We start from the raw sequence: 16773 nt of genomic DNA on the forward strand, positions 1-16773 counted from the left end.
AATGGTGACTCACTACGAGCCACCATTTTTGATGATCACTTATCTGATATGCGCTTCCTCATGTGCAAGCAGCCACTCTTTCTTCTCAATTCCACCGGCATATCCGGTCAGACTTCCGTCACTTCCAATGACCCGGTGACAGGGAATGATCACAGAGATCGGATTATGTCCGACCGCACCTCCGACTGCCTGCGGCGAGATACTTTTCACGCCTCTTTTTACAGCAATGATCTTTGCGATCTTTCCATAAGTGATGGTGCATCCATACGGGATTTTTGCGATAATCTGCCATACTTCTTTCCGGAAATCACTTCCTGCAGGCGCAAGCGGCAACTCTTCCGGATCAGGATCCTGCCCTGCAAAATAACGGTCAAGCCAGTGTTCCGCCTGAACAAGCACTGGTAAATCCTTCTTTTCCTCGAAATCTTCTAGAATCTTGTCCATGTAGTATTTCTGTCCTTCAAACCATGCTCCCACCAGCATATCTTCCCGTGCACCGAGCGTAATTCTCCCGATTGGTGAGTCATAGTAGCTTACATACAGCATTTTTCATTTTCCCCTTTTATTGATCTGTTCTGATACATATGCTTTTTATAAAATCTGTTTTAAATTTCCCATTTTTTTACTCCGACAGATGTTTTCTCTGCGCTGCTTACCAGATTTCGTTAAAAACAAATTTGCACTATTTCCGTACCATTCAAATTATAAAATGGAGAATTTTTCCTGTCAATCTTCTTATCCGCGAATTTGTCCATTTCCAAAGATCACATACTTTTTCGTGGTAAGGGCTTCCTGCCCCATTGGTCCGCGGGCATGAAGCTTCTGGGTGCTGATTCCGATCTCTGCCCCGAAACCGAACTCATTTCCATCGGTAAATCTGGTTGACGCATTGACATACACTGCCGCCGCATCTACCCGCTCCTGAAAATACAGTGCATTTGCATAATCCTTCGTGATAATCGCCTCGGAATGCCCGGTATTCCATTTGTTGATGTGCCGGACGGCATCACAGATAGCTGGAACAATTTTTACAGAAATAATCGCATCCAGATATTCCTGTCCCCAGTCGCTTTCCTGCGCCCAAGTGATCCGTTCATCAATCTGCCTTGCCGCTTCGTCTCCCCGGATCTCCACACCTTTTGCCAAAAGCCGGTCACAGATCACCGGAAGCACTTCTTCCGCAATTTTCTCATGAATCACCAAGGATTCACATGCATTGCATACACCAAGTCTCTGCGTCTTTGCATTCTCGATAATCTCCGCTGCCATCTGGATATCAGCAGATTCATCCACATAAATATGACAGTTCCCCGTCCCAGTCTCAATCACCGGAACCGTACTGTTCTCCACCACAGATGCAATCAGTGAAGCACCTCCTCTTGGGATCAGTACATCCAGATAGTCCTTCATCCGCATCATTTCCAGAGCCGACTCCCGGCTGGTATCTTCAACCAGAATCAGCGCATCCGGTTCCATTCCCTTTTTCACAAGTGCTCCACGGATCACCTCTGCTATAGCCCTGCAGGAATTTGCAGCCGCACTTCCTCCTTTTAAAATGGCGACATTTCCGGTCTTAAAGCAGAGTCCAAAGGCATCTGCAGTCACATTCGGACGGGCTTCATAAATGATTCCGACAACACCAAGCGGAACTCGTTTTTCTCCGATCTGCAGTCCGTTCGGTCTTATTTTCATGGAAATGATCTCTCCTAAAATATCCGGAAGTGCCGCAATCTCCCTAAGTCCTTCTGCCATTTTCCGGATTCTGTTTTCATTTAGAAGAAGCCGGTCGATCAGTGGCTCTGTCATCTTATTTTTTCTTGCAAGCATAATATCCTTTTGGTTTTCTTCTATTATATATGCCTGTTGTGCCACCAGCGCATCTGCCGCCAGGATGAGCCCTTCCTGTCTTTGAATTACATTTAAAAATGCGACTGTTTCTTTTGCCCTGACCGCACGCTTTCCAAGTTCTTCCATATAGTTTTTCTTCTCTGCTCTCTGTTCCATTTCATTCACCTCTACTTTCCCACAGCCATCCGATACTGCATATTTCTTTTCAGTCTCCGCTCCATCCTGTACGCATCCCGTTCCGGTCCCAGCTCATTTTTCCCGTCATAGCGGTGATTTTTCGCAAGAAACAGTGTACCAACCTTCTTTCCAGCCATAATATCATTGATTGCGTAAATGTTGTCGCCATTTGCGATCACCATATCTGCTCCCGCTTCTGTTGCAATCTTGGCTGCCTCGATCTTTGTTGCCATGCCACCGGTTCCGACTGCGCTTCCGGCTCCTTTTCCCATCTTCTCCAGTTCTTCATCAATCCGGTTCACGGTATGCACAAATCTTGCTGCCGGATTGGTTCTTGGATCATCCGTATAAAGTCCCTCGATATCCGACATCATGATCAGAAGATCCGCCTCCACCAGCGCCGCTACATCCGCAGACATGGTATCATTATCGCCAAAATTTCCATAGCTGTCCTCATCCACGGAAATAGCATCATTTGCATTGACGATCGGAACCACATTCATTGCCAGAAGCTCTTCAAATGTTTCTCTCGCATGGATACGGCATGTCTTGCTGTAGACAGATTCTTTCGTCAGCAGAACTTGTGCGGTGAGCTGGCTGTATTCTGCAAAAAATTTCTCATAGATCATCATCAGCCGTCCCTGCCCTACTGCTGCACATGCCTGTTTGACAGAACCAACCGGTTTCTCACTGATTCCAAGGACATTTTTTCCGATACCGACTGCACCGGAAGATACTACGATCACTTCTTTTCCGCGGTTTCTGAGATTGATCAGTACACGGACAAATTTCTCCAGTTTTTCCAGATTGATGTTACCGGTTTTGGCATAGGTGACAGTGGAGGTTCCCACTTTGATGACAATTCGTTTCTTTTCCTTTAAAGTCGCTCTTAATTCCATTTCGCTTTTCCTCTTTTCAATTCATATTCTTAGCAGGTATAAATAAAAGAAGCAGAAAAAGAGTATGCGGCGATACCTTTTTCTGCTTCTTTTTTCACTGTCGAATCATAATACTTCAATGACTGAACGAAACCTGTCACTTTTTCAGTCCATCCGAAATGAACATTTTAAGCTGTATATATATATTGGATACACGCATTCCCTGATCTGCAATATTGAATTTTCTGTTCTGTGCCCTTGAAGGACACGGTCGATGCGGGAATGTGGGAATGGAAAATACACTGCCTTCTGCCGGCAGTGTCAGAACGAGATCAAATATGATGTTCTTATTCATTTTATGCATATCACTCATCTCGCCAGTTCCTTTCTTCCTTTAGCGTGTTACCTTGTTACTTTTTGTTATATTTTACGGATTTTTGTGCAAATGTCAAGTATTTTTCTGTTTTATCTTTATATTTTCTGTTTAATCTTCTCCTATCCTTCTTTTTTCTTATTACTCCCTTTCCTCTTTTATACAAAATTATGCATATTTTATGTATATTTTTGCTTTTATTTGCATAAAAATAACATTTTTAAAAGTTTTTTCATTTTATTATTGCATAAATATAAAAAATGGTGTATAGTGAGTTGTGAATTGAATACGAAAGAAAATTTTTAGGAGGTTTATATACAATGAAAGAAAAAGTAGTTCTTGCATATTCCGGTGGTCTTGACACTACCACACTGATCCCTTGGTTAAAGGAGACATTTGATTATGAAGTAATCTGCTGCTGTATCGACTGCGGACAGGGCGAAGAGCTGGACGGTCTTGATGAAAGAGCAAAACTCGCAGGTGCTTCCAAATTATACATCGAAGATATCACAGATGATTTCTGTGACAACTATATTATGCCATGTGTACAGGCAAATGCTGTTTATGAAAATGCATACCTTCTCGGAACTTCTATGGCTCGTCCGGCAATCTCCAAGAGACTTGTTGAAGTAGCAAGAAAAGAAGGTGCTACTGCTATCTGCCACGGTGCTACCGGAAAAGGAAATGACCAGATCCGTTTCGAGCTTTCTATCATGGCTCTTGCCCCGGATCTTAAGATCATCGCTCCTTGGAGAATGACAGATCTGTGGACACTTCAGTCACGTGACGATGAGATCGCTTACTGTAAAGCTCACGGAATTGATCTTCCGTTTGACGCAAGCCACAGCTACAGCCGTGACCGTAACTTATGGCACATCAGCCACGAAGGACTGGAACTCGAAGATCCATCCTGCGAACCAAATTACGCAGATCTTCTTGTTCTTGGAAATACACCGGAAAATGCACCGGATGAAGATGAATATGTAACCATGACATTTGAAGAAGGTGTTCCGAAGACAATCAACGGCGAAGCCATGAAGGTTTCTGATATCATCCGCAAGCTCAACGAACTTGGCGGCAAGCATGGTATCGGTATCGTTGATATCGTTGAGAACCGTGTTGTTGGTATGAAATCCCGTGGTGTTTATGAAACTCCTGGTGGAACAATCCTGATGGAAGCTCACAAACAGCTTGAAGAACTGGTTATCGACCGTGCTACCATGGAAGTTAAGAAAGATCTTGGCAACAAACTCGCTCAGGTTGTATACGAAGGAAAATGGTTCACACCACTTTGTGAAGCTCTTCGTGCTTTCGTAAAATCTACCCAGAAATATGTTACAGGTGAAGTTAAATTCAGACTTTACAAAGGAAATATCATTAAAGCCGGAACTACTTCTCCATACTCACTTTACAATGAGTCTCTGGCAAGCTTTACAACCGGTGATATGTACGATCACCATGATGCAAGCGGATTCATCACTCTGTTCGGACTTCCACTGAAAGTTCGTGCTATGAAGAATCTTGAGGTAAACAATAAATAATTGTATATCCATATACTAGCAAATTCAAAGGACGTTGATATGAAAATATCAGCGTCCTTTTCTGAACAATGTCATTTTTATAATTATGTTATAGTAGTTATCAGCCATTTATGGTTCATATAAAGGCATATCCACCCCGTATTCTCTAACAATCCCCAGATAGATCGGCTCAGATATTGAATCTGACAGATATACACAGTACTTCCTGCTTCCAGACAGCTCTCCCGGTGATAATTTCCCCAACACAGCGCACTTCCAAGACCGGGAGCCTGGCGCAGGGTAAGATCATATTTCAGACAGTACTCCCCTGGTTTTATTCTGGGAAGATCCTGACAAAATTGCAGATCTGGCATGAATTTCATTTCCATTTCTTCTGCTTTCTATCAGTATATGTCGTCTTAATCCTACCGGTTCCGGGTTATTTTATGTTCATTTTTCTAACTGATGCCTCGTTATTTTTCATACAGAATCATGTCTTTACTCTTCAACCAGCCCTCTTTCTGCTGCATTTTCCACAGCATCCATCTGTTCCAGAATTTCTTCACGACGTTCATCCACAAGTAAGCCTTTGTTGTATTTGTAATACATCGCACAGTCATTTTCCCGCAGGAACGCAATGCTGTACACATTACTGTTGAGTTCGGTCACAAATACTGCCATTTCCTGGCTCTCGCCAAAGGCAGCTTCGAGAAATCCAAAGCAGTGATTCAGCGTTTCCAGTGTTGCCTCTGCCATCTTCTCTCTCTGCTCTTCTTCCGTGTCAAACGCTGCTTTTACAGATTCAAATTCCGGGGCTTTCTGATATCCTTCCATTGTCCGCAAAATACGCTCTGCACGGTGCATCTCTGCTTTTGTAAACTGTCCCGCAGCTTTTTTCTGTTCGTTTTCCTTATGAAGAGAGAGAATTCTCGCAGCAAGAACCTCTCCCGGAACTGCACCGTCTTTTTGCACTTCCTCTTTATAAGCACACAGCTGCACAAACAGTCCCTCCACAAATTTTTCCATCTCATATTCTTCTTTAAAAAGATCTGCCATCTTTCCGACCAGAAGATTTACCACGCTAAGCCGTTCATCGAATGGAGCAAATTTCAGGCGTTCCAGCGTATCTGCTTCATAATGTCCGGCAAGGATCCGCTCCAGTCCATACTCCTTCTGATACTTCTGATACAGCTCCAGATAATTTGCAAAATCCTTCGCCGTTTTCCAATGCTGGAGATACTGATGCACAACCTCACGGTCCACCTTTTTACCAAGCTTCTCATAGACCTGGAGCAGCCTTGATAAATCCTCCCAGCCTCTGGCTGTGACAAACATTTTCCCATCCACTGTATTTTCCATGCGGTAGAAATTCTCTTTTCGAAGTTCCAGATAAGAAAGTACCGCCGGATGGATTCCCACCTGATAAGCATATTCCTTCCAGACGTCAAAATTGGCTTCCACATCAATCCGCTTGATCCGGTCCAGTGTCACCACATCAAATTCCCGCACAGACTTATTATATTCCGGTGGGTTGCCTGCTGCCACAATGATCCAGCCTTCCGGCACACTCTGGTTACCAAACATCTTGCACTGTAAAAACTGCAGCATAGTCGGCGCCAGCGTCTCCGAAACACAGTTGATCTCATCGATAAAGAGGATTCCCTCTTTCATGCCGCTCTGCTCGATTTTCTCATAGACAGCGGCAATAATCTCACTCATTGTGTACTCGGTTACAGAATACTCTTTTCCGCCATACACCTTTGTCTGGATAAACGGAAGCCCGATCGCACTCTGTCTGGTATGGTGCGTGATCGTATACGCAACCAGTCCGATCTCACATTCCCTTGAAATCTGTTCCATGATCTGTGTCTTTCCAATCCCCGGAGGCCCCATCAGAAGGATCGGTCTCTGGTGGATTGCCGGAATCTGATATTCTCCATATTCATCCTTCATCAGGTATGCCTGCACTGCATCCTTGATTTCCTGTTTTGCACGTTTAATGTTCATCTATCTCTCACTCCTTGCTTATCTTAAATCCTCTTCATCCAGAACCAGTTTCATCGCCCACGGTGGAACTTCCTGCTCTTCTGCTCCGTCGTCCATGAATACAAATGCTGTCTGGTATGGCGGCATTTTCTGAGGATAAATCCCCTGTCCGTCGGTAAAATAAATCACACCTTTCAGCTCGGTAAAACGGTGCGTCTCGATCAGCTCATCAATATAGGAAAACGCCGGTCTGAAATCCGTTCCACCTTCCCCGGCAAGATCCAGCTTTTCCATATATTCCTGTAATTCTTCTTTACAGGTGATCTTCCGGTCCGACTGCACCTGGTCATCACACTGTATAATGTGGATGTTGACTCTCTGAAAAAAGCTGCCTGTCTCACTTAAAATGCCATAGGTCTCCTCCAGGAATTTTTTTACCAGATCTCCTGAACAGGACATGGAGGTATCGATCACGATTGCAAAATCCTCCACTTTTTTCACTTCTTTCCATTCCTGCGGCTCGATCAGGGGCATATTTCCATAAAGGCGCAGTCCATAACTGTAAAATACATAATCAAAGCTGTCATCATCCACAGTAACCTCTTCCTTCAACACAGCAAATTTGCGCAGAAAGCCCCGGTAATCATACCGCTGCCGGTTCTCAACCCGGACCTGATCCAGAAAATGCCCCGTATTTGATGCTGCTTCTTTGGAAAATGTTTCCATATCGGTCTGCATTTTCTCACTGATATCCTGCCATTTCTGGTTCATTTCACTTTTTCGCTCATCATCCTCATCTTTTGCCCAATACTTGTGGTCATCCACCGTAAATTCCCGGATCATACGCTCCATTTCCCGGTCCGAAAGCTTCCATCTCACAAGTGCGCCATAGATTTTTTCCGCAGTAAATACCCCGATTTCCTCTTTCAGATCCCGGTAGGTTCTCTGCCTGAGCCAGGACTGGCTTTTTCGTATATTCGGGAGATTCCAGTCGTCAATCACAGATTCTACCGCAATATCCGCCGCCAGATTCCACATAAGCTCTTCCCTTCCATTTCTGCGAAATACATGCCGGAAAATACAGTGCAGCACCAGATGCAGATAGGCGCGGTTTACTCCGATCCGGTTCTGCCTGTACTCACCTCCCAGCATCTGCCCGTTAAAATACATTGTTTCTCCGTCTGTAGCAAGAAGGTCTACCGAAAAATCCTGCACATAATAAAACGCAGAAAGCGCCACATCCATAAATCTCATTTTCATATACAGTTCGTTCCTTGTCAAAACCAGAATTTTATGTCCGATTTCTTCCAGACTCTGTTCTAATGACATTTCTTCCAATCATTCCACCTTCTTTTACAATACAAACTTTTTCTTCTTTTTGGGAAAACTGCGGTAACGCTCGTCCATCAAAATGGCTGAAATTTCTGTCTGTCCGGCATCTGCCGCATAAGCAATCGTCTTTTCCAATGACTGTTCATCAAAATAATGCTCCTTGCAGCAAAAAAGCAGCACCTCCTGCGGATCTCCCGCGGCAATTTCACGTCTCTCCTTCACTGCACAGATACAGCTTTTCCCAATTTCTTCCATGTGCGCCTTCACATAATTCTCATAGCGCAGTTTCGCAGGCTCTTCCAGCTTCCACGGATATTTCAGCCGGATCAGTGCCACACTGAAAATTGCCTCCTCCGAATCTCTTGCTTCGGAAAGTGCAAACAGCCGGTCATATTTCCCATAATCCAGTTCCCGACGGTAAAAACACTCCCTGTACTCTCCACCGGAACCATAATAATGCGTCTCCACGATCCGCGCCGGCGTATTTTCCACCGCATCTGCATAATATTCCGGAAACAGGATCTTCGTCTCCGTCTCCTGATAACGCAGTGTTGCAATGATCTGATACCGGATCTCCGTCAGAATTTCCTTAAGGCAGGACTTATTTCCATCCATAAAATCAATCTCCACTTTTTCCAGACGGCATCCGGTAAACACACCGCTTCCCATCCGCACGATCGCATCTGTCCCATGGAAAAGCTTCAGATTCATACATCCGTAAAATGCATAATTTCCAATCGACTGTACGGTAGCCGGAAGATGGATCTCCCTTACCATTCCGCCACAGCAGAGCTCTTCCGGCTGCGCAAAACGGTCGTCCACTTCACCTTCTCCGGTCTGATAAACGAGTACATTTTTCTCTTCTTCATCCTTATGCATGGAAAATGTATATGGCGCAATCCGGATAACCGGGGTTCCCTCTATCTGCTCAGGCACTTTTATGATTCCTGAATCCTGCCAGATCCGAAGAATTTCAAGTCCGTTTTCTATTTTCTGATATTGTATCTTCATAAATTTCACTCCTGGAATTGATTCTGTCTGTTCTATCCAATTAAGGATTATAGCAAAAAGAGGCGGATTTTTCCATCCTATTCACTGAGTTTATCTGCCATTCCAAAAATAAGGTTCCACACAAAACAGTTCTCTGCTCTGTCTCATATTCTCTATCGAAATCTCACGAACTATATCGTTATGGACAAAATTATTTACATATCTTTAGAATTCCTTTATTCTATAATTAGATAGTCGATATGGATATTTGAAGGAGGTACCTATGTATGATGTCAGGCATGTCTTAAGAAAAGCCGGCCTTCGTTCCACCTATTCTGGTTATAATTATCTTGCCTCAGCAGTCGCCCTCGTTCTCAAAAATCAGGAATTTTACATGAAGAACGTAACCTCTAATCTCTACCGTGTTGTCGGCGAGCAGTATGGCGTTTCCAACATGTGCGTTGAAGCTGCCATCCGCACAATGATCAACAGTTATTGGAATCAGAATTCCAATAAAATTTTAAGCCCGCTGCTTGGTTATCCTGTATTTGACAAACCGACCGCATCCGAATTTATTTCAATGCTGGCTGATTATATCCAGGATCATTCCCCTCGTTAATTATAAGATACTGAGTAGAATTTATGCATTATCACATATCAGCATGGTATATACAGAATAACATTAGCAGGCAGGCATTAAAAAGGTGCAGCCTATGAGGTTGCACCTTTTTATCGAACCGGATTTTTATAACATAATTTTTATAATTGGGACATTTTTCCATACTCGCTGTTTTAGTTGCCACAGCTACAATTTGAATCCATATCAAACTCCGGATTGATTGCATAAAAGTTCTTACTGTTCAGATTGTCCTGAACGATTCTTAAACTTTCTCCGAATCTTTGGTAATGTACTATTTCCCGTTTTCTTAAAAAGCGAATTGGATCACATACTTCCGGGTCTTTTACAAGCCTTAAGATATTGTCATACGTTGTCCGTGCTTTCTGTTCTGCAGCGAGGTCTTCATGCAGATCCGTAATCGGATCTCCTTTTGACTGAAAGTATGTCGCTGTCCACGCCGGCCCGCTTGCCGCTACCGGATATAATGCAAGTGTATGATCAACATAATATTTATCGAAACCAGATGCTTTTATTTCTTCCGGAGACAGTCCTTTCGTAAGCTGGTAAACAATTGCACAGATCATTTCCATGTGCGCAAGTTCGTTTGCACATACAAGATGGAAGTATTTTTCTTCCTTATTTATAATAGGATATTAACACATCTTCTTATGAATTGACAGCTTATTATTTTATCCTAAGTTTCTGCCCTACATAAATCAGATTCGGGTTAGACATGCCGTTGAGCTGTGCAATCTTCTGGTAGGATGTGCCGTATTTAGCTGCAATACCGGAAAGCGTATCTCCGCTCTGCACGGTATAGTATTGTGCGTTTCCGGCATTAACCTGATCCTGTACATCGTTATATCGGCTGCCAAGGACCGTCTTGCGCATGTCCCCGTTCCCGTATCGTCCGGATAATACTTCCTGAACCAAGTTGCTTGTACTCGTTGCCCAGATATGGTTTATGAAATTCTGCACCTCTTCGTATCTGGTTCCGAGGTTCTGGATTCGATCTTCTGCATTTCCATACTCTCCGAGCATCGTCTTGTATGCTAGATCTAATGTAGAGCCTTCCGGAGATGCTGTTGCTGGTTTTGGCGTCTCTGGCTGTTCCGGAACAACTACGTTTGCCTTATCGCTTGCGGTATATTTGCCCCAGTCCTCTTTGCTTCCGTAGAATTTGTCCAGATCAAGATTTCCGTCATAACCATTTAAACGTCCGCAAGACGTGTACTGCCGGATTGCACATGTATATTTACCTTCATTCCACGGTGCGTCCTGATAACCAGTTGGATCGTCATCCGCATACTGTGCGATCCACAAGCCATAGTTGCCTATATTGTCGAATTTATATGCAATCGACTGTGAACAATATAAGATGGGATGCACACCGGTCTTCCTGTATACATAATCTAGCCAAGACTTGCACCAGGCGTAATCGCAGTTACCAAATGAGCTGTTGTTTCCTGCTTCCCAGTCCAGGACAAGCATTGCTTCTCCAAGACGATTGCCAACATTTCCTAAAAAGTAATCCGCTTCCGCCTGAATGTTTCCGCCGTTGGCATAATGGTAGATTCCAAGGCATTTTCCGGCAGTTTTCGCCTGCTCATAGGCTCTCATATAATCCGGATTTACATAATTTATCCCCTCTGTCGCCTTGATCACCACAAAATCGCATGGTACAACCGCAAGATTGATCCCGTTTTGCCAGCTACTGATGTCAATTCCATTTAATGCCATAACTTTTCCTTTCTATCGCTAACTTTTGGTGGTAAAACAAATAGCTTCGTCTGTCTATTCGTCCTTATTCATCTGCTTAATCAACTGGTTCACATAATTACTAAGTCCAGCCACTAAAATTCCCTGTACAATTGCCGTAAAAATAGCCATTGCAATATTTTGTGTACCTTTAAGGTCGCAAGTTGCTACCACGTAGATACCGCAGATAGTAATCCCAACAACACCGAGTATTGCTGGAATATACTTGTCTGTTATTTTTTCGGTATTTTTTAAACCGATTCCAACAAAGTACAGTACAACTGCTACTACTACCAGTTCCGGTTTTACATAATTCATAATCTGTTCCATAATATCAATCTCCTTTTTTCTTGTTTAGATGAAGGTCTTTAATCTCTTCATACATCTTTGTTCCAGTTCCGTTCCCGCCTAATTCGTGATACGATTCGTACATATCACAAAAATTTTCAAATGCGTAAGGTGGGATAGAACCAAGTTCCATATATTTATCATGGTACTCAAACAATTTTACTTTTAAGAGAATCATCGTTCCCTTGCTGTTTGCATCTCTGTAATGCTTCTGGTTCTTCAACAGCCAGATGATATAACCTAGCACAATAGGAAGAATCAGCGTATATGTCTGCATCAAAAATTCTTTCACTGCATCTGTCTCTCTTTCTTAATTTTGCGTACAAAAATAAGACCTCTCGGTCTCGCTCTGATATCCATATTTTCTCCATTAAAAAAGACAGTTCCGAAGAGTCTGCCTTTTGTCTGTTATTCTGTTATAATTTCTTGCCACATCTCGGACAGTAGTTAATCGGTATATTCATTTCCATCATGTTTTCTTCACCGCCGTAATCAGATACCCCAATATGCAGTACACTTTGTTCGTCCACTTCGCCGCCAAGCAACCACAACTCCAACCGCTTTACCGGATCTCCTTTAGCAAGTACCACCGGACGTGCGCCCAACAGATTGCTCATATCCTTTTTGCCGAAGAGTACCTTTCTGCTACAAAATTCACATTTCTCCATTTTCATTACCTCTCTGATATTTTTATTTTGATTGTATCAGATAATGTAATGGTTAAGATATTTTCAAGAGAGTTCGGTGTTTTTCGATACCTCATTTTCAAAAACTATAATTCCTCGTGTGTGTTTAATAGCTTCCTGTACTTTTGGCTCATTCAACAATATTTCCTTGTATACATTCGATTTCACAATAATATAGAATAGCCCATTTAGCGAATTTCTTCATTGCCAATATCCATCAGATCATTATACTGTTCCTCAGTAATTCTGCCCGTGGCGAAGAAAATGTCAATCTTATTCTTCAGATCTTCTGTCAGACCGTTTCTTTCCTTTAATTTTTTCAATGTCTTGTATAACATAATCATACCTCCAATTCTGCAAGTGCTACTGCGTACTCACTGTTCACATAGGCTTCTGCTGATTGTATATCCATGTCATAGATATAATCACGATTGTCGTTAAGTTGCTTCTTTACATAATCCCATCCATTTTTCATGGAAATCGGGTAGTTAAATACTGTATATCCGTCCAACTGCTCTGAATTGACGCTGATGTTTGTTACTGGATAATAGGTTACAAGTTCTTTTAATGCCTGTGTCTGTTCTGGTGTGAGGTCGGTTTCTTGTTGCTCTAATAATTGATAAATCACATCAAAATCAATACTCAGCTCCTTTAATTCTTGCGCGGTATACAATTCATTATTTGGTTTTTTTATATTTTTTATATATAGTGATGTGCCTGATACCCATGTTGTCCAACTGGTCCATTTAAATGTTGAAAATATGCATTCTTTATCACCTTTTTTCCCAGGAACGCCAATATGGATGAATAATCGATATTCTTCATTAATCTCCCCGTTTTTTGTATTAAATGCTTCCCTTCCACACATTCTAACTACTTTCCCACGCTCCACATCCACATAATCTGCCACATACTGCTGATTTCCTATAGTTACATTACCACCTGTTGATACTGGTATTGCATAGAGGGTATATGGAAGTGTGACGGATTGTTCAGTGTATGGCTCATAATCATCATAAGTTGCTGTTGTATCAAGTGACAACATTGGTTTTAATAATACATTATTAAGTGTAGCTCCTTTTCTGACAATAAAAACCAGATTTAAAATATCTCCTTTTTTTAAAGCAAGAACAACATCTTCTTTTGCCGATTCAACTCTTGTTCCACCGAACCATATATCGTCATTTATTGCCTGTCCTTTTGGCAATCCTGTTAATTTATATTTTCCGTTTTCTTTGATTGTAAAAGTCGATACTGCCGTAAAAAAAGTAAGTGCGTTAGCGGTGCTTGTTCCATTTACTGTGTATGTTCCGTCACTGTTATTGGTAAATGTTACTCCGTTTATTGTTTGTGTTTGTCCTGTAGCTTTTAACAGATTCTTTCCCCTTACCACCACTTTAGGATTTACTACTGCTTTTATCTCCTGCGGATAATCCGGTGATGGGGATGGGATACCGCCAGTGTAGGGTTCGTAGGAAGTGGCTTCTGAGCCTTTTTCTACTTGAATATCTTCGAGTTTTGTTGCATTTACAATTAAATAATTGTAATCTTTTGTATCTATTGTATATGAATCTTTTGTTCCATCTTTATTTCTCCCATTGTAGCAAGTAACCGTTTTTGCATCTGTCGGAACAGTATCAACACAACCAATACGATATCTATCTTGAATACTTCTTGTACTGATAGTTACGTTTGTCAAATTGCTCACATCAATAGCCATTCCAATGTCATCATTATTAAATCCACATAAGTTTACAGAAGTATTGATATAATATTTTTCATTTTTACCATGTGCAAGATTCTTTCCAGTAGTTGTAAATTGGCTTGACCTCCCATATATTATCATATCCTGAATCTTGCCATTATCAGAATCAGTGATGTGAGTTTCGCCCTGATTCGATGCATAGAACTTTGTAATTTTGTTGGATAAATCTTCCTTTAGCGAACCAATATCCTCTTTATTGGTCGCGATCTGCTCCCGATCGGCTGTGAACGCTTCTGCTACTGCCTGCATCTTATCCAGCTGTTCACTTCCGGCTGTCTGAATATCCTGTACAGACTTTTCGCCGGAAACTGTAAGGTCTGTCTTGAGCTGTGTTCCGGTTTCAATCTTCTCGCCAAGAGAAGTGTCTAGAGTACCTGCTTGCTTCACAGTTGCGCTCAGAGTCTCCTGCATTTCACCGGCAGTCTTCGCGGATCCGTCCAAAGCTGTCTTGGCAGTTCCTGCTTCCCGGATGGATGTATCTAACTCTGTCTTTGCAGTTCCCGCCAGCTCCACCGACTTGTCCAGCGCTGTCTTAGTGTCACTAGCAGTCTGAATAGACTCATCCAGTTCTTCCTCAGAAACACCAGCATTTATAATGGTCTGTTCAAGTTCTCCCTTGGACTCTGCAACCTGATTTTGAATCCGTTGGATCTCACCATCAGTGTGAGTAGTAATCTTGCCTACAGAGGTCTCTTCCTGATTCTGGATAGCTTCGATTGCTTCCTGCTTTTTCTCTCCGACTTTCCTAAGAGCATCTTCCTTGGTCTTTTCTGCTGTAACTGCACTCTCCGATGCACTAGCAGCATACTTACCGGCTTCTGTCGCACTTGCCTTTGCATTCTGCTCTGCCATCTTCGCCCGATCAGCTGCCGCATTAACAGATTCAACCGTTTCGTGAAATATATTCGGCTCCGGCAATGGTTCTTCTGATGGGTTCTCTGGTTTGATTCGGGATTTTACTGGTATAATTATTTCACATTTCGTATTTCCGTATTTTTCTGTAGATACATATATAAATGCATATATAAAATAATCATGTGTTTTATTTTCGGTATTCAATAATTCGTTTGGTATTTGAACCTCGGTTACCCCATTTACTGTTGTCCCTATGCGAGTAATGCACTTTTCATTTTCCCTTGATAAGGAGAAATGCACCTCTAGGAAATTTGGTAGTACCACCCCATCCGATAGAATTTTTAGAACCTGTCCGTAATCATACTGCCAGATACTTCGTGTTCTTTGCAACATTTCGTTAAATTGTACTTCTATAATATTATCCATAATTTCACCTCTACTCCACTACTCATTTACATCTTTCATTTCAGACATCCTCTTTAAAATAATTTGTAGTGCGGTATTTTCTTGCCCCATAATAAATGTCTTATATAATCATCAAGTACAACTGCTACGGCTGATAGGAAGAACCACAAAATTGAAAACGGTAAACATATCTGACCAAATAAATTGAATGGCATATTACTGTAATTCCAAACATTCCAATCGAGCCACAAATTCACGATACAGCCACATACAAATTCCAATGCAGTAATCACAATCGCACCGATCAACATCTGCCTTACCAATGGCATCTTCCGGCATTTTTCGTTGATACAACCAATAAGGAAGAACGCCACCCCTCCAACAATAAACATCGTCCAATGAGTGCGCCCTCTTGCAACAAGTTCAATCAATATATAAATCAGACCGCCAATCACAAACAGAATCAGCGGTCTTAATTTCTTCATGATTTCTGAGCCATCATTGCTTTCAATGGCTCTGACTGGTATGCTTCTGGAATATCCATTCCGTAAGTGACTTTTTCTACATCTTCCTTGCTTTCCAGCGAACGGATGTAAATGCGCAGGTCACGGAAATATGTTACGTGCCATGTCGCGTAAGCCATTGCGGTTGCTGTAATTTTTTTCATATCTTTATTGCTGTAGAATTTGCAGTGTTCCGCTTCATTCGATGTGTGCCACGGAATGTTTTCTTCTCCAGCTGCGACCTGACTTTGTAATCCGACAAGACTTGTCTGGTCATGATCTTCCAACGTGAAATGTTCTGTAGTTCCATCCGTAAGAACGACATCCACACCTACAGCAATAATCTCCTGTTGTGCCATATTCATTTCAGCTACTTTAGCCTCTTGCAAGTCCTCCAAAGTTGGCTCATATGGCTCTGGTTCCGGTTCTGGCATTGGTTCCGGTTCTACATATACACTTCCGTCATTAGACAGAATAAATCCATTTTCTTCTTCTTTATAAAGTGTAGTAAACTCTTCATACTTACCAAAAACATATCCTTTCTCTGTAAGTAGTCGAAACCCAGAAGTGTTTTTCTCTACCCCTTCAATTAGAATATGTGAATCATCTTGTTTGACTACTTTTCCTTCAACTGGTTCTTTCTCTTTCTGGTCTAAAAAAAGTATATTCATCGTTACTCCTTTCTTCTTTTTAGAGGGATTCTGAACTAAATAGCAAATTATATGAAACT

At 42.1% G+C, this 16773-nt stretch carries 19 protein-coding genes; 2 read left to right on the forward strand and 17 right to left on the reverse strand.

Translation table 11 applies throughout. The features are described 5' to 3' along the window. Positions 1 to 39: 39 nt before the first annotated feature. The 4 genes from ACYQ5K_RS16745 to ACYQ5K_RS16760 all read right to left on the reverse strand — a co-directional run bounded on the left by ACYQ5K_RS16745 (position 40) and on the right by ACYQ5K_RS16760 (position 3276). On the reverse strand, positions 40 to 546 hold the full coding sequence (locus tag ACYQ5K_RS16745) for a methylated-DNA--[protein]-cysteine S-methyltransferase (protein WP_173687823.1): 507 nt from the start codon (positions 544 to 546) through the stop codon (positions 40 to 42). Between the two features lie 189 nt (positions 547 to 735). Next, positions 736 to 2004 (reverse strand): glutamate-5-semialdehyde dehydrogenase, encoded by a 1269-nt coding sequence (locus ACYQ5K_RS16750; RefSeq protein WP_459778050.1) that lies wholly within the window; start codon positions 2002 to 2004, stop codon positions 736 to 738. 11 nt (positions 2005 to 2015) lie between these two features. After that, positions 2016 to 2924 carry a glutamate 5-kinase gene (proB, locus tag ACYQ5K_RS16755; RefSeq protein ID WP_459778051.1) on the reverse strand — a complete coding sequence of 303 codons (909 nt, stop codon included), beginning with the start codon at positions 2922 to 2924 and terminating at the stop codon, positions 2016 to 2018. Between the two features lie 136 nt (positions 2925 to 3060). Next, complete coding sequence (locus tag ACYQ5K_RS16760) at positions 3061 to 3276, reverse strand: hypothetical protein (protein WP_459778052.1); 216 nt, start codon at positions 3274 to 3276, stop codon at positions 3061 to 3063. Positions 3277 to 3596: 320 nt separating this feature from the next. Here ACYQ5K_RS16760 and ACYQ5K_RS16765 point away from each other — a divergent pair, with 320 nt between their 5' ends. Beyond that, positions 3597 to 4817 carry an argininosuccinate synthase gene (locus tag ACYQ5K_RS16765; RefSeq protein WP_008374664.1) on the forward strand — a complete coding sequence of 407 codons (1221 nt, stop codon included), beginning with the start codon at positions 3597 to 3599 and terminating at the stop codon, positions 4815 to 4817. Positions 4818 to 4900: 83 nt separating this feature from the next. Here the strand turns inward: ACYQ5K_RS16765 and ACYQ5K_RS16770 are convergent, their stop codons facing one another. The 4 genes from ACYQ5K_RS16770 to ACYQ5K_RS16785 form a co-directional block, all read right to left on the reverse strand. Then, complete coding sequence (locus ACYQ5K_RS16770) at positions 4901 to 5179, reverse strand: hypothetical protein (protein ID WP_173687820.1); 279 nt, start codon at positions 5177 to 5179, stop codon at positions 4901 to 4903. Between the two features lie 115 nt (positions 5180 to 5294). Beyond that, positions 5295 to 6803: an ATP-binding protein gene (locus tag ACYQ5K_RS16775; RefSeq protein WP_195230674.1), complete on the reverse strand. Its 1509-nt coding sequence runs from the start codon at positions 6801 to 6803 to the stop codon at positions 5295 to 5297. An 18-nt stretch (positions 6804 to 6821) separates the two neighbouring features. After that, positions 6822 to 8111: a vWA domain-containing protein gene (locus tag ACYQ5K_RS16780; protein WP_173687818.1), complete on the reverse strand. Its 1290-nt coding sequence runs from the start codon at positions 8109 to 8111 to the stop codon at positions 6822 to 6824. 24 nt (positions 8112 to 8135) lie between these two features. Then, positions 8136 to 9125: a leucine-rich repeat protein gene (locus ACYQ5K_RS16785; protein WP_173687817.1), complete on the reverse strand. Its 990-nt coding sequence runs from the start codon at positions 9123 to 9125 to the stop codon at positions 8136 to 8138. 262 nt (positions 9126 to 9387) lie between these two features. Here ACYQ5K_RS16785 and ACYQ5K_RS16790 point away from each other — a divergent pair, with 262 nt between their 5' ends. Then, positions 9388 to 9723, forward strand: coding sequence for a sporulation initiation factor Spo0A C-terminal domain-containing protein (locus ACYQ5K_RS16790; RefSeq protein ID WP_459778053.1), 336 nt, complete (start codon positions 9388 to 9390; stop codon positions 9721 to 9723). A gap of 173 nt (positions 9724 to 9896) precedes the next feature. Here ACYQ5K_RS16790 and ACYQ5K_RS16795 read toward each other — a convergent pair whose 3' ends face one another. The 9 genes from ACYQ5K_RS16795 to ACYQ5K_RS16835 form a co-directional block, all read right to left on the reverse strand. After that, entirely contained in the window at positions 9897 to 10370 is a 474-nt protein-coding gene (locus tag ACYQ5K_RS16795; protein WP_459778062.1) for a manganese catalase family protein, read from the reverse strand. A gap of 37 nt (positions 10371 to 10407) precedes the next feature. Further along, complete coding sequence (locus ACYQ5K_RS16800) at positions 10408 to 11463, reverse strand: GH25 family lysozyme (protein WP_459778054.1); 1056 nt, start codon at positions 11461 to 11463, stop codon at positions 10408 to 10410. Between the two features lie 54 nt (positions 11464 to 11517). Then, on the reverse strand, positions 11518 to 11811 hold the full coding sequence (locus tag ACYQ5K_RS16805; RefSeq protein ID WP_459778055.1) for a phage holin family protein: 294 nt from the start codon (positions 11809 to 11811) through the stop codon (positions 11518 to 11520). Positions 11812 to 11815: 4 nt separating this feature from the next. After that, on the reverse strand, positions 11816 to 12121 hold the full coding sequence (locus ACYQ5K_RS16810) for a hypothetical protein (protein ID WP_173825687.1): 306 nt from the start codon (positions 12119 to 12121) through the stop codon (positions 11816 to 11818). 124 nt (positions 12122 to 12245) lie between these two features. Beyond that, on the reverse strand, positions 12246 to 12497 hold the full coding sequence (locus tag ACYQ5K_RS16815; RefSeq protein ID WP_459778057.1) for a hypothetical protein: 252 nt from the start codon (positions 12495 to 12497) through the stop codon (positions 12246 to 12248). 206 nt (positions 12498 to 12703) lie between these two features. Further along, on the reverse strand, positions 12704 to 12853 hold the full coding sequence (locus tag ACYQ5K_RS16820; protein ID WP_167531634.1) for a hypothetical protein: 150 nt from the start codon (positions 12851 to 12853) through the stop codon (positions 12704 to 12706). Between the two features lie 2 nt (positions 12854 to 12855). Beyond that, on the reverse strand, positions 12856 to 15561 hold the full coding sequence (locus ACYQ5K_RS16825) for a hypothetical protein (RefSeq protein ID WP_459778058.1): 2706 nt from the start codon (positions 15559 to 15561) through the stop codon (positions 12856 to 12858). 53 nt (positions 15562 to 15614) lie between these two features. After that, positions 15615 to 16025: a putative ABC transporter permease gene (locus ACYQ5K_RS16830; protein ID WP_270590221.1), complete on the reverse strand. Its 411-nt coding sequence runs from the start codon at positions 16023 to 16025 to the stop codon at positions 15615 to 15617. Continuing rightward, the gene (locus ACYQ5K_RS16835; protein ID WP_459778060.1) at positions 16022 to 16714 is read right to left on the reverse strand and encodes a hypothetical protein; all 693 of its coding nucleotides are present in this window, start codon (positions 16712 to 16714) and stop codon (positions 16022 to 16024) included. Before ACYQ5K_RS16835 ends, ACYQ5K_RS16830 begins: the two co-directional genes overlap by 4 nt. Positions 16715 to 16773: the final 59 nt, after the last annotated feature.

This window comes from Allocoprococcus similis (assembly GCF_054660775.1).

Coding starts and splice junctions, on each gene's coding strand:
- ACYQ5K_RS16745 (WP_173687823.1), bottom strand. CDS start 546: ATGCTGTATGTAAGCTACTATGACTCACCAATCGGGAGAATTACGCTC.
- ACYQ5K_RS16750 (WP_459778050.1), bottom strand. CDS start 2,004: ATGGAACAGAGAGCAGAGAAGAAAAACTATATGGAAGAACTTGGAAAG.
- proB (WP_459778051.1), bottom strand. CDS start 2,924: ATGGAATTAAGAGCGACTTTAAAGGAAAAGAAACGAATTGTCATCAAA.
- ACYQ5K_RS16760 (WP_459778052.1), bottom strand. CDS start 3,276: ATGAGTGATATGCATAAAATGAATAAGAACATCATATTTGATCTCGTT.
- ACYQ5K_RS16765 (WP_008374664.1), top strand. CDS start 3,597: ATGAAAGAAAAAGTAGTTCTTGCATATTCCGGTGGTCTTGACACTACC.
- ACYQ5K_RS16770 (WP_173687820.1), bottom strand. CDS start 5,179: ATGAAATTCATGCCAGATCTGCAATTTTGTCAGGATCTTCCCAGAATA.
- ACYQ5K_RS16775 (WP_195230674.1), bottom strand. CDS start 6,803: ATGAACATTAAACGTGCAAAACAGGAAATCAAGGATGCAGTGCAGGCA.
- ACYQ5K_RS16780 (WP_173687818.1), bottom strand. CDS start 8,111: ATGTCATTAGAACAGAGTCTGGAAGAAATCGGACATAAAATTCTGGTT.
- ACYQ5K_RS16785 (WP_173687817.1), bottom strand. CDS start 9,125: ATGAAGATACAATATCAGAAAATAGAAAACGGACTTGAAATTCTTCGG.
- ACYQ5K_RS16790 (WP_459778053.1), top strand. CDS start 9,388: ATGTATGATGTCAGGCATGTCTTAAGAAAAGCCGGCCTTCGTTCCACC.
- ACYQ5K_RS16800 (WP_459778054.1), bottom strand. CDS start 11,463: ATGGCATTAAATGGAATTGACATCAGTAGCTGGCAAAACGGGATCAAT.
- ACYQ5K_RS16805 (WP_459778055.1), bottom strand. CDS start 11,811: ATGGAACAGATTATGAATTATGTAAAACCGGAACTGGTAGTAGTAGCA.
- ACYQ5K_RS16815 (WP_459778057.1), bottom strand. CDS start 12,497: ATGGAGAAATGTGAATTTTGTAGCAGAAAGGTACTCTTCGGCAAAAAG.
- ACYQ5K_RS16820 (WP_167531634.1), bottom strand. CDS start 12,853: ATGTTATACAAGACATTGAAAAAATTAAAGGAAAGAAACGGTCTGACA.
- ACYQ5K_RS16825 (WP_459778058.1), bottom strand. CDS start 15,561: ATGGATAATATTATAGAAGTACAATTTAACGAAATGTTGCAAAGAACA.
- ACYQ5K_RS16830 (WP_270590221.1), bottom strand. CDS start 16,025: ATGAAGAAATTAAGACCGCTGATTCTGTTTGTGATTGGCGGTCTGATT.
- ACYQ5K_RS16835 (WP_459778060.1), bottom strand. CDS start 16,714: ATGAATATACTTTTTTTAGACCAGAAAGAGAAAGAACCAGTTGAAGGA.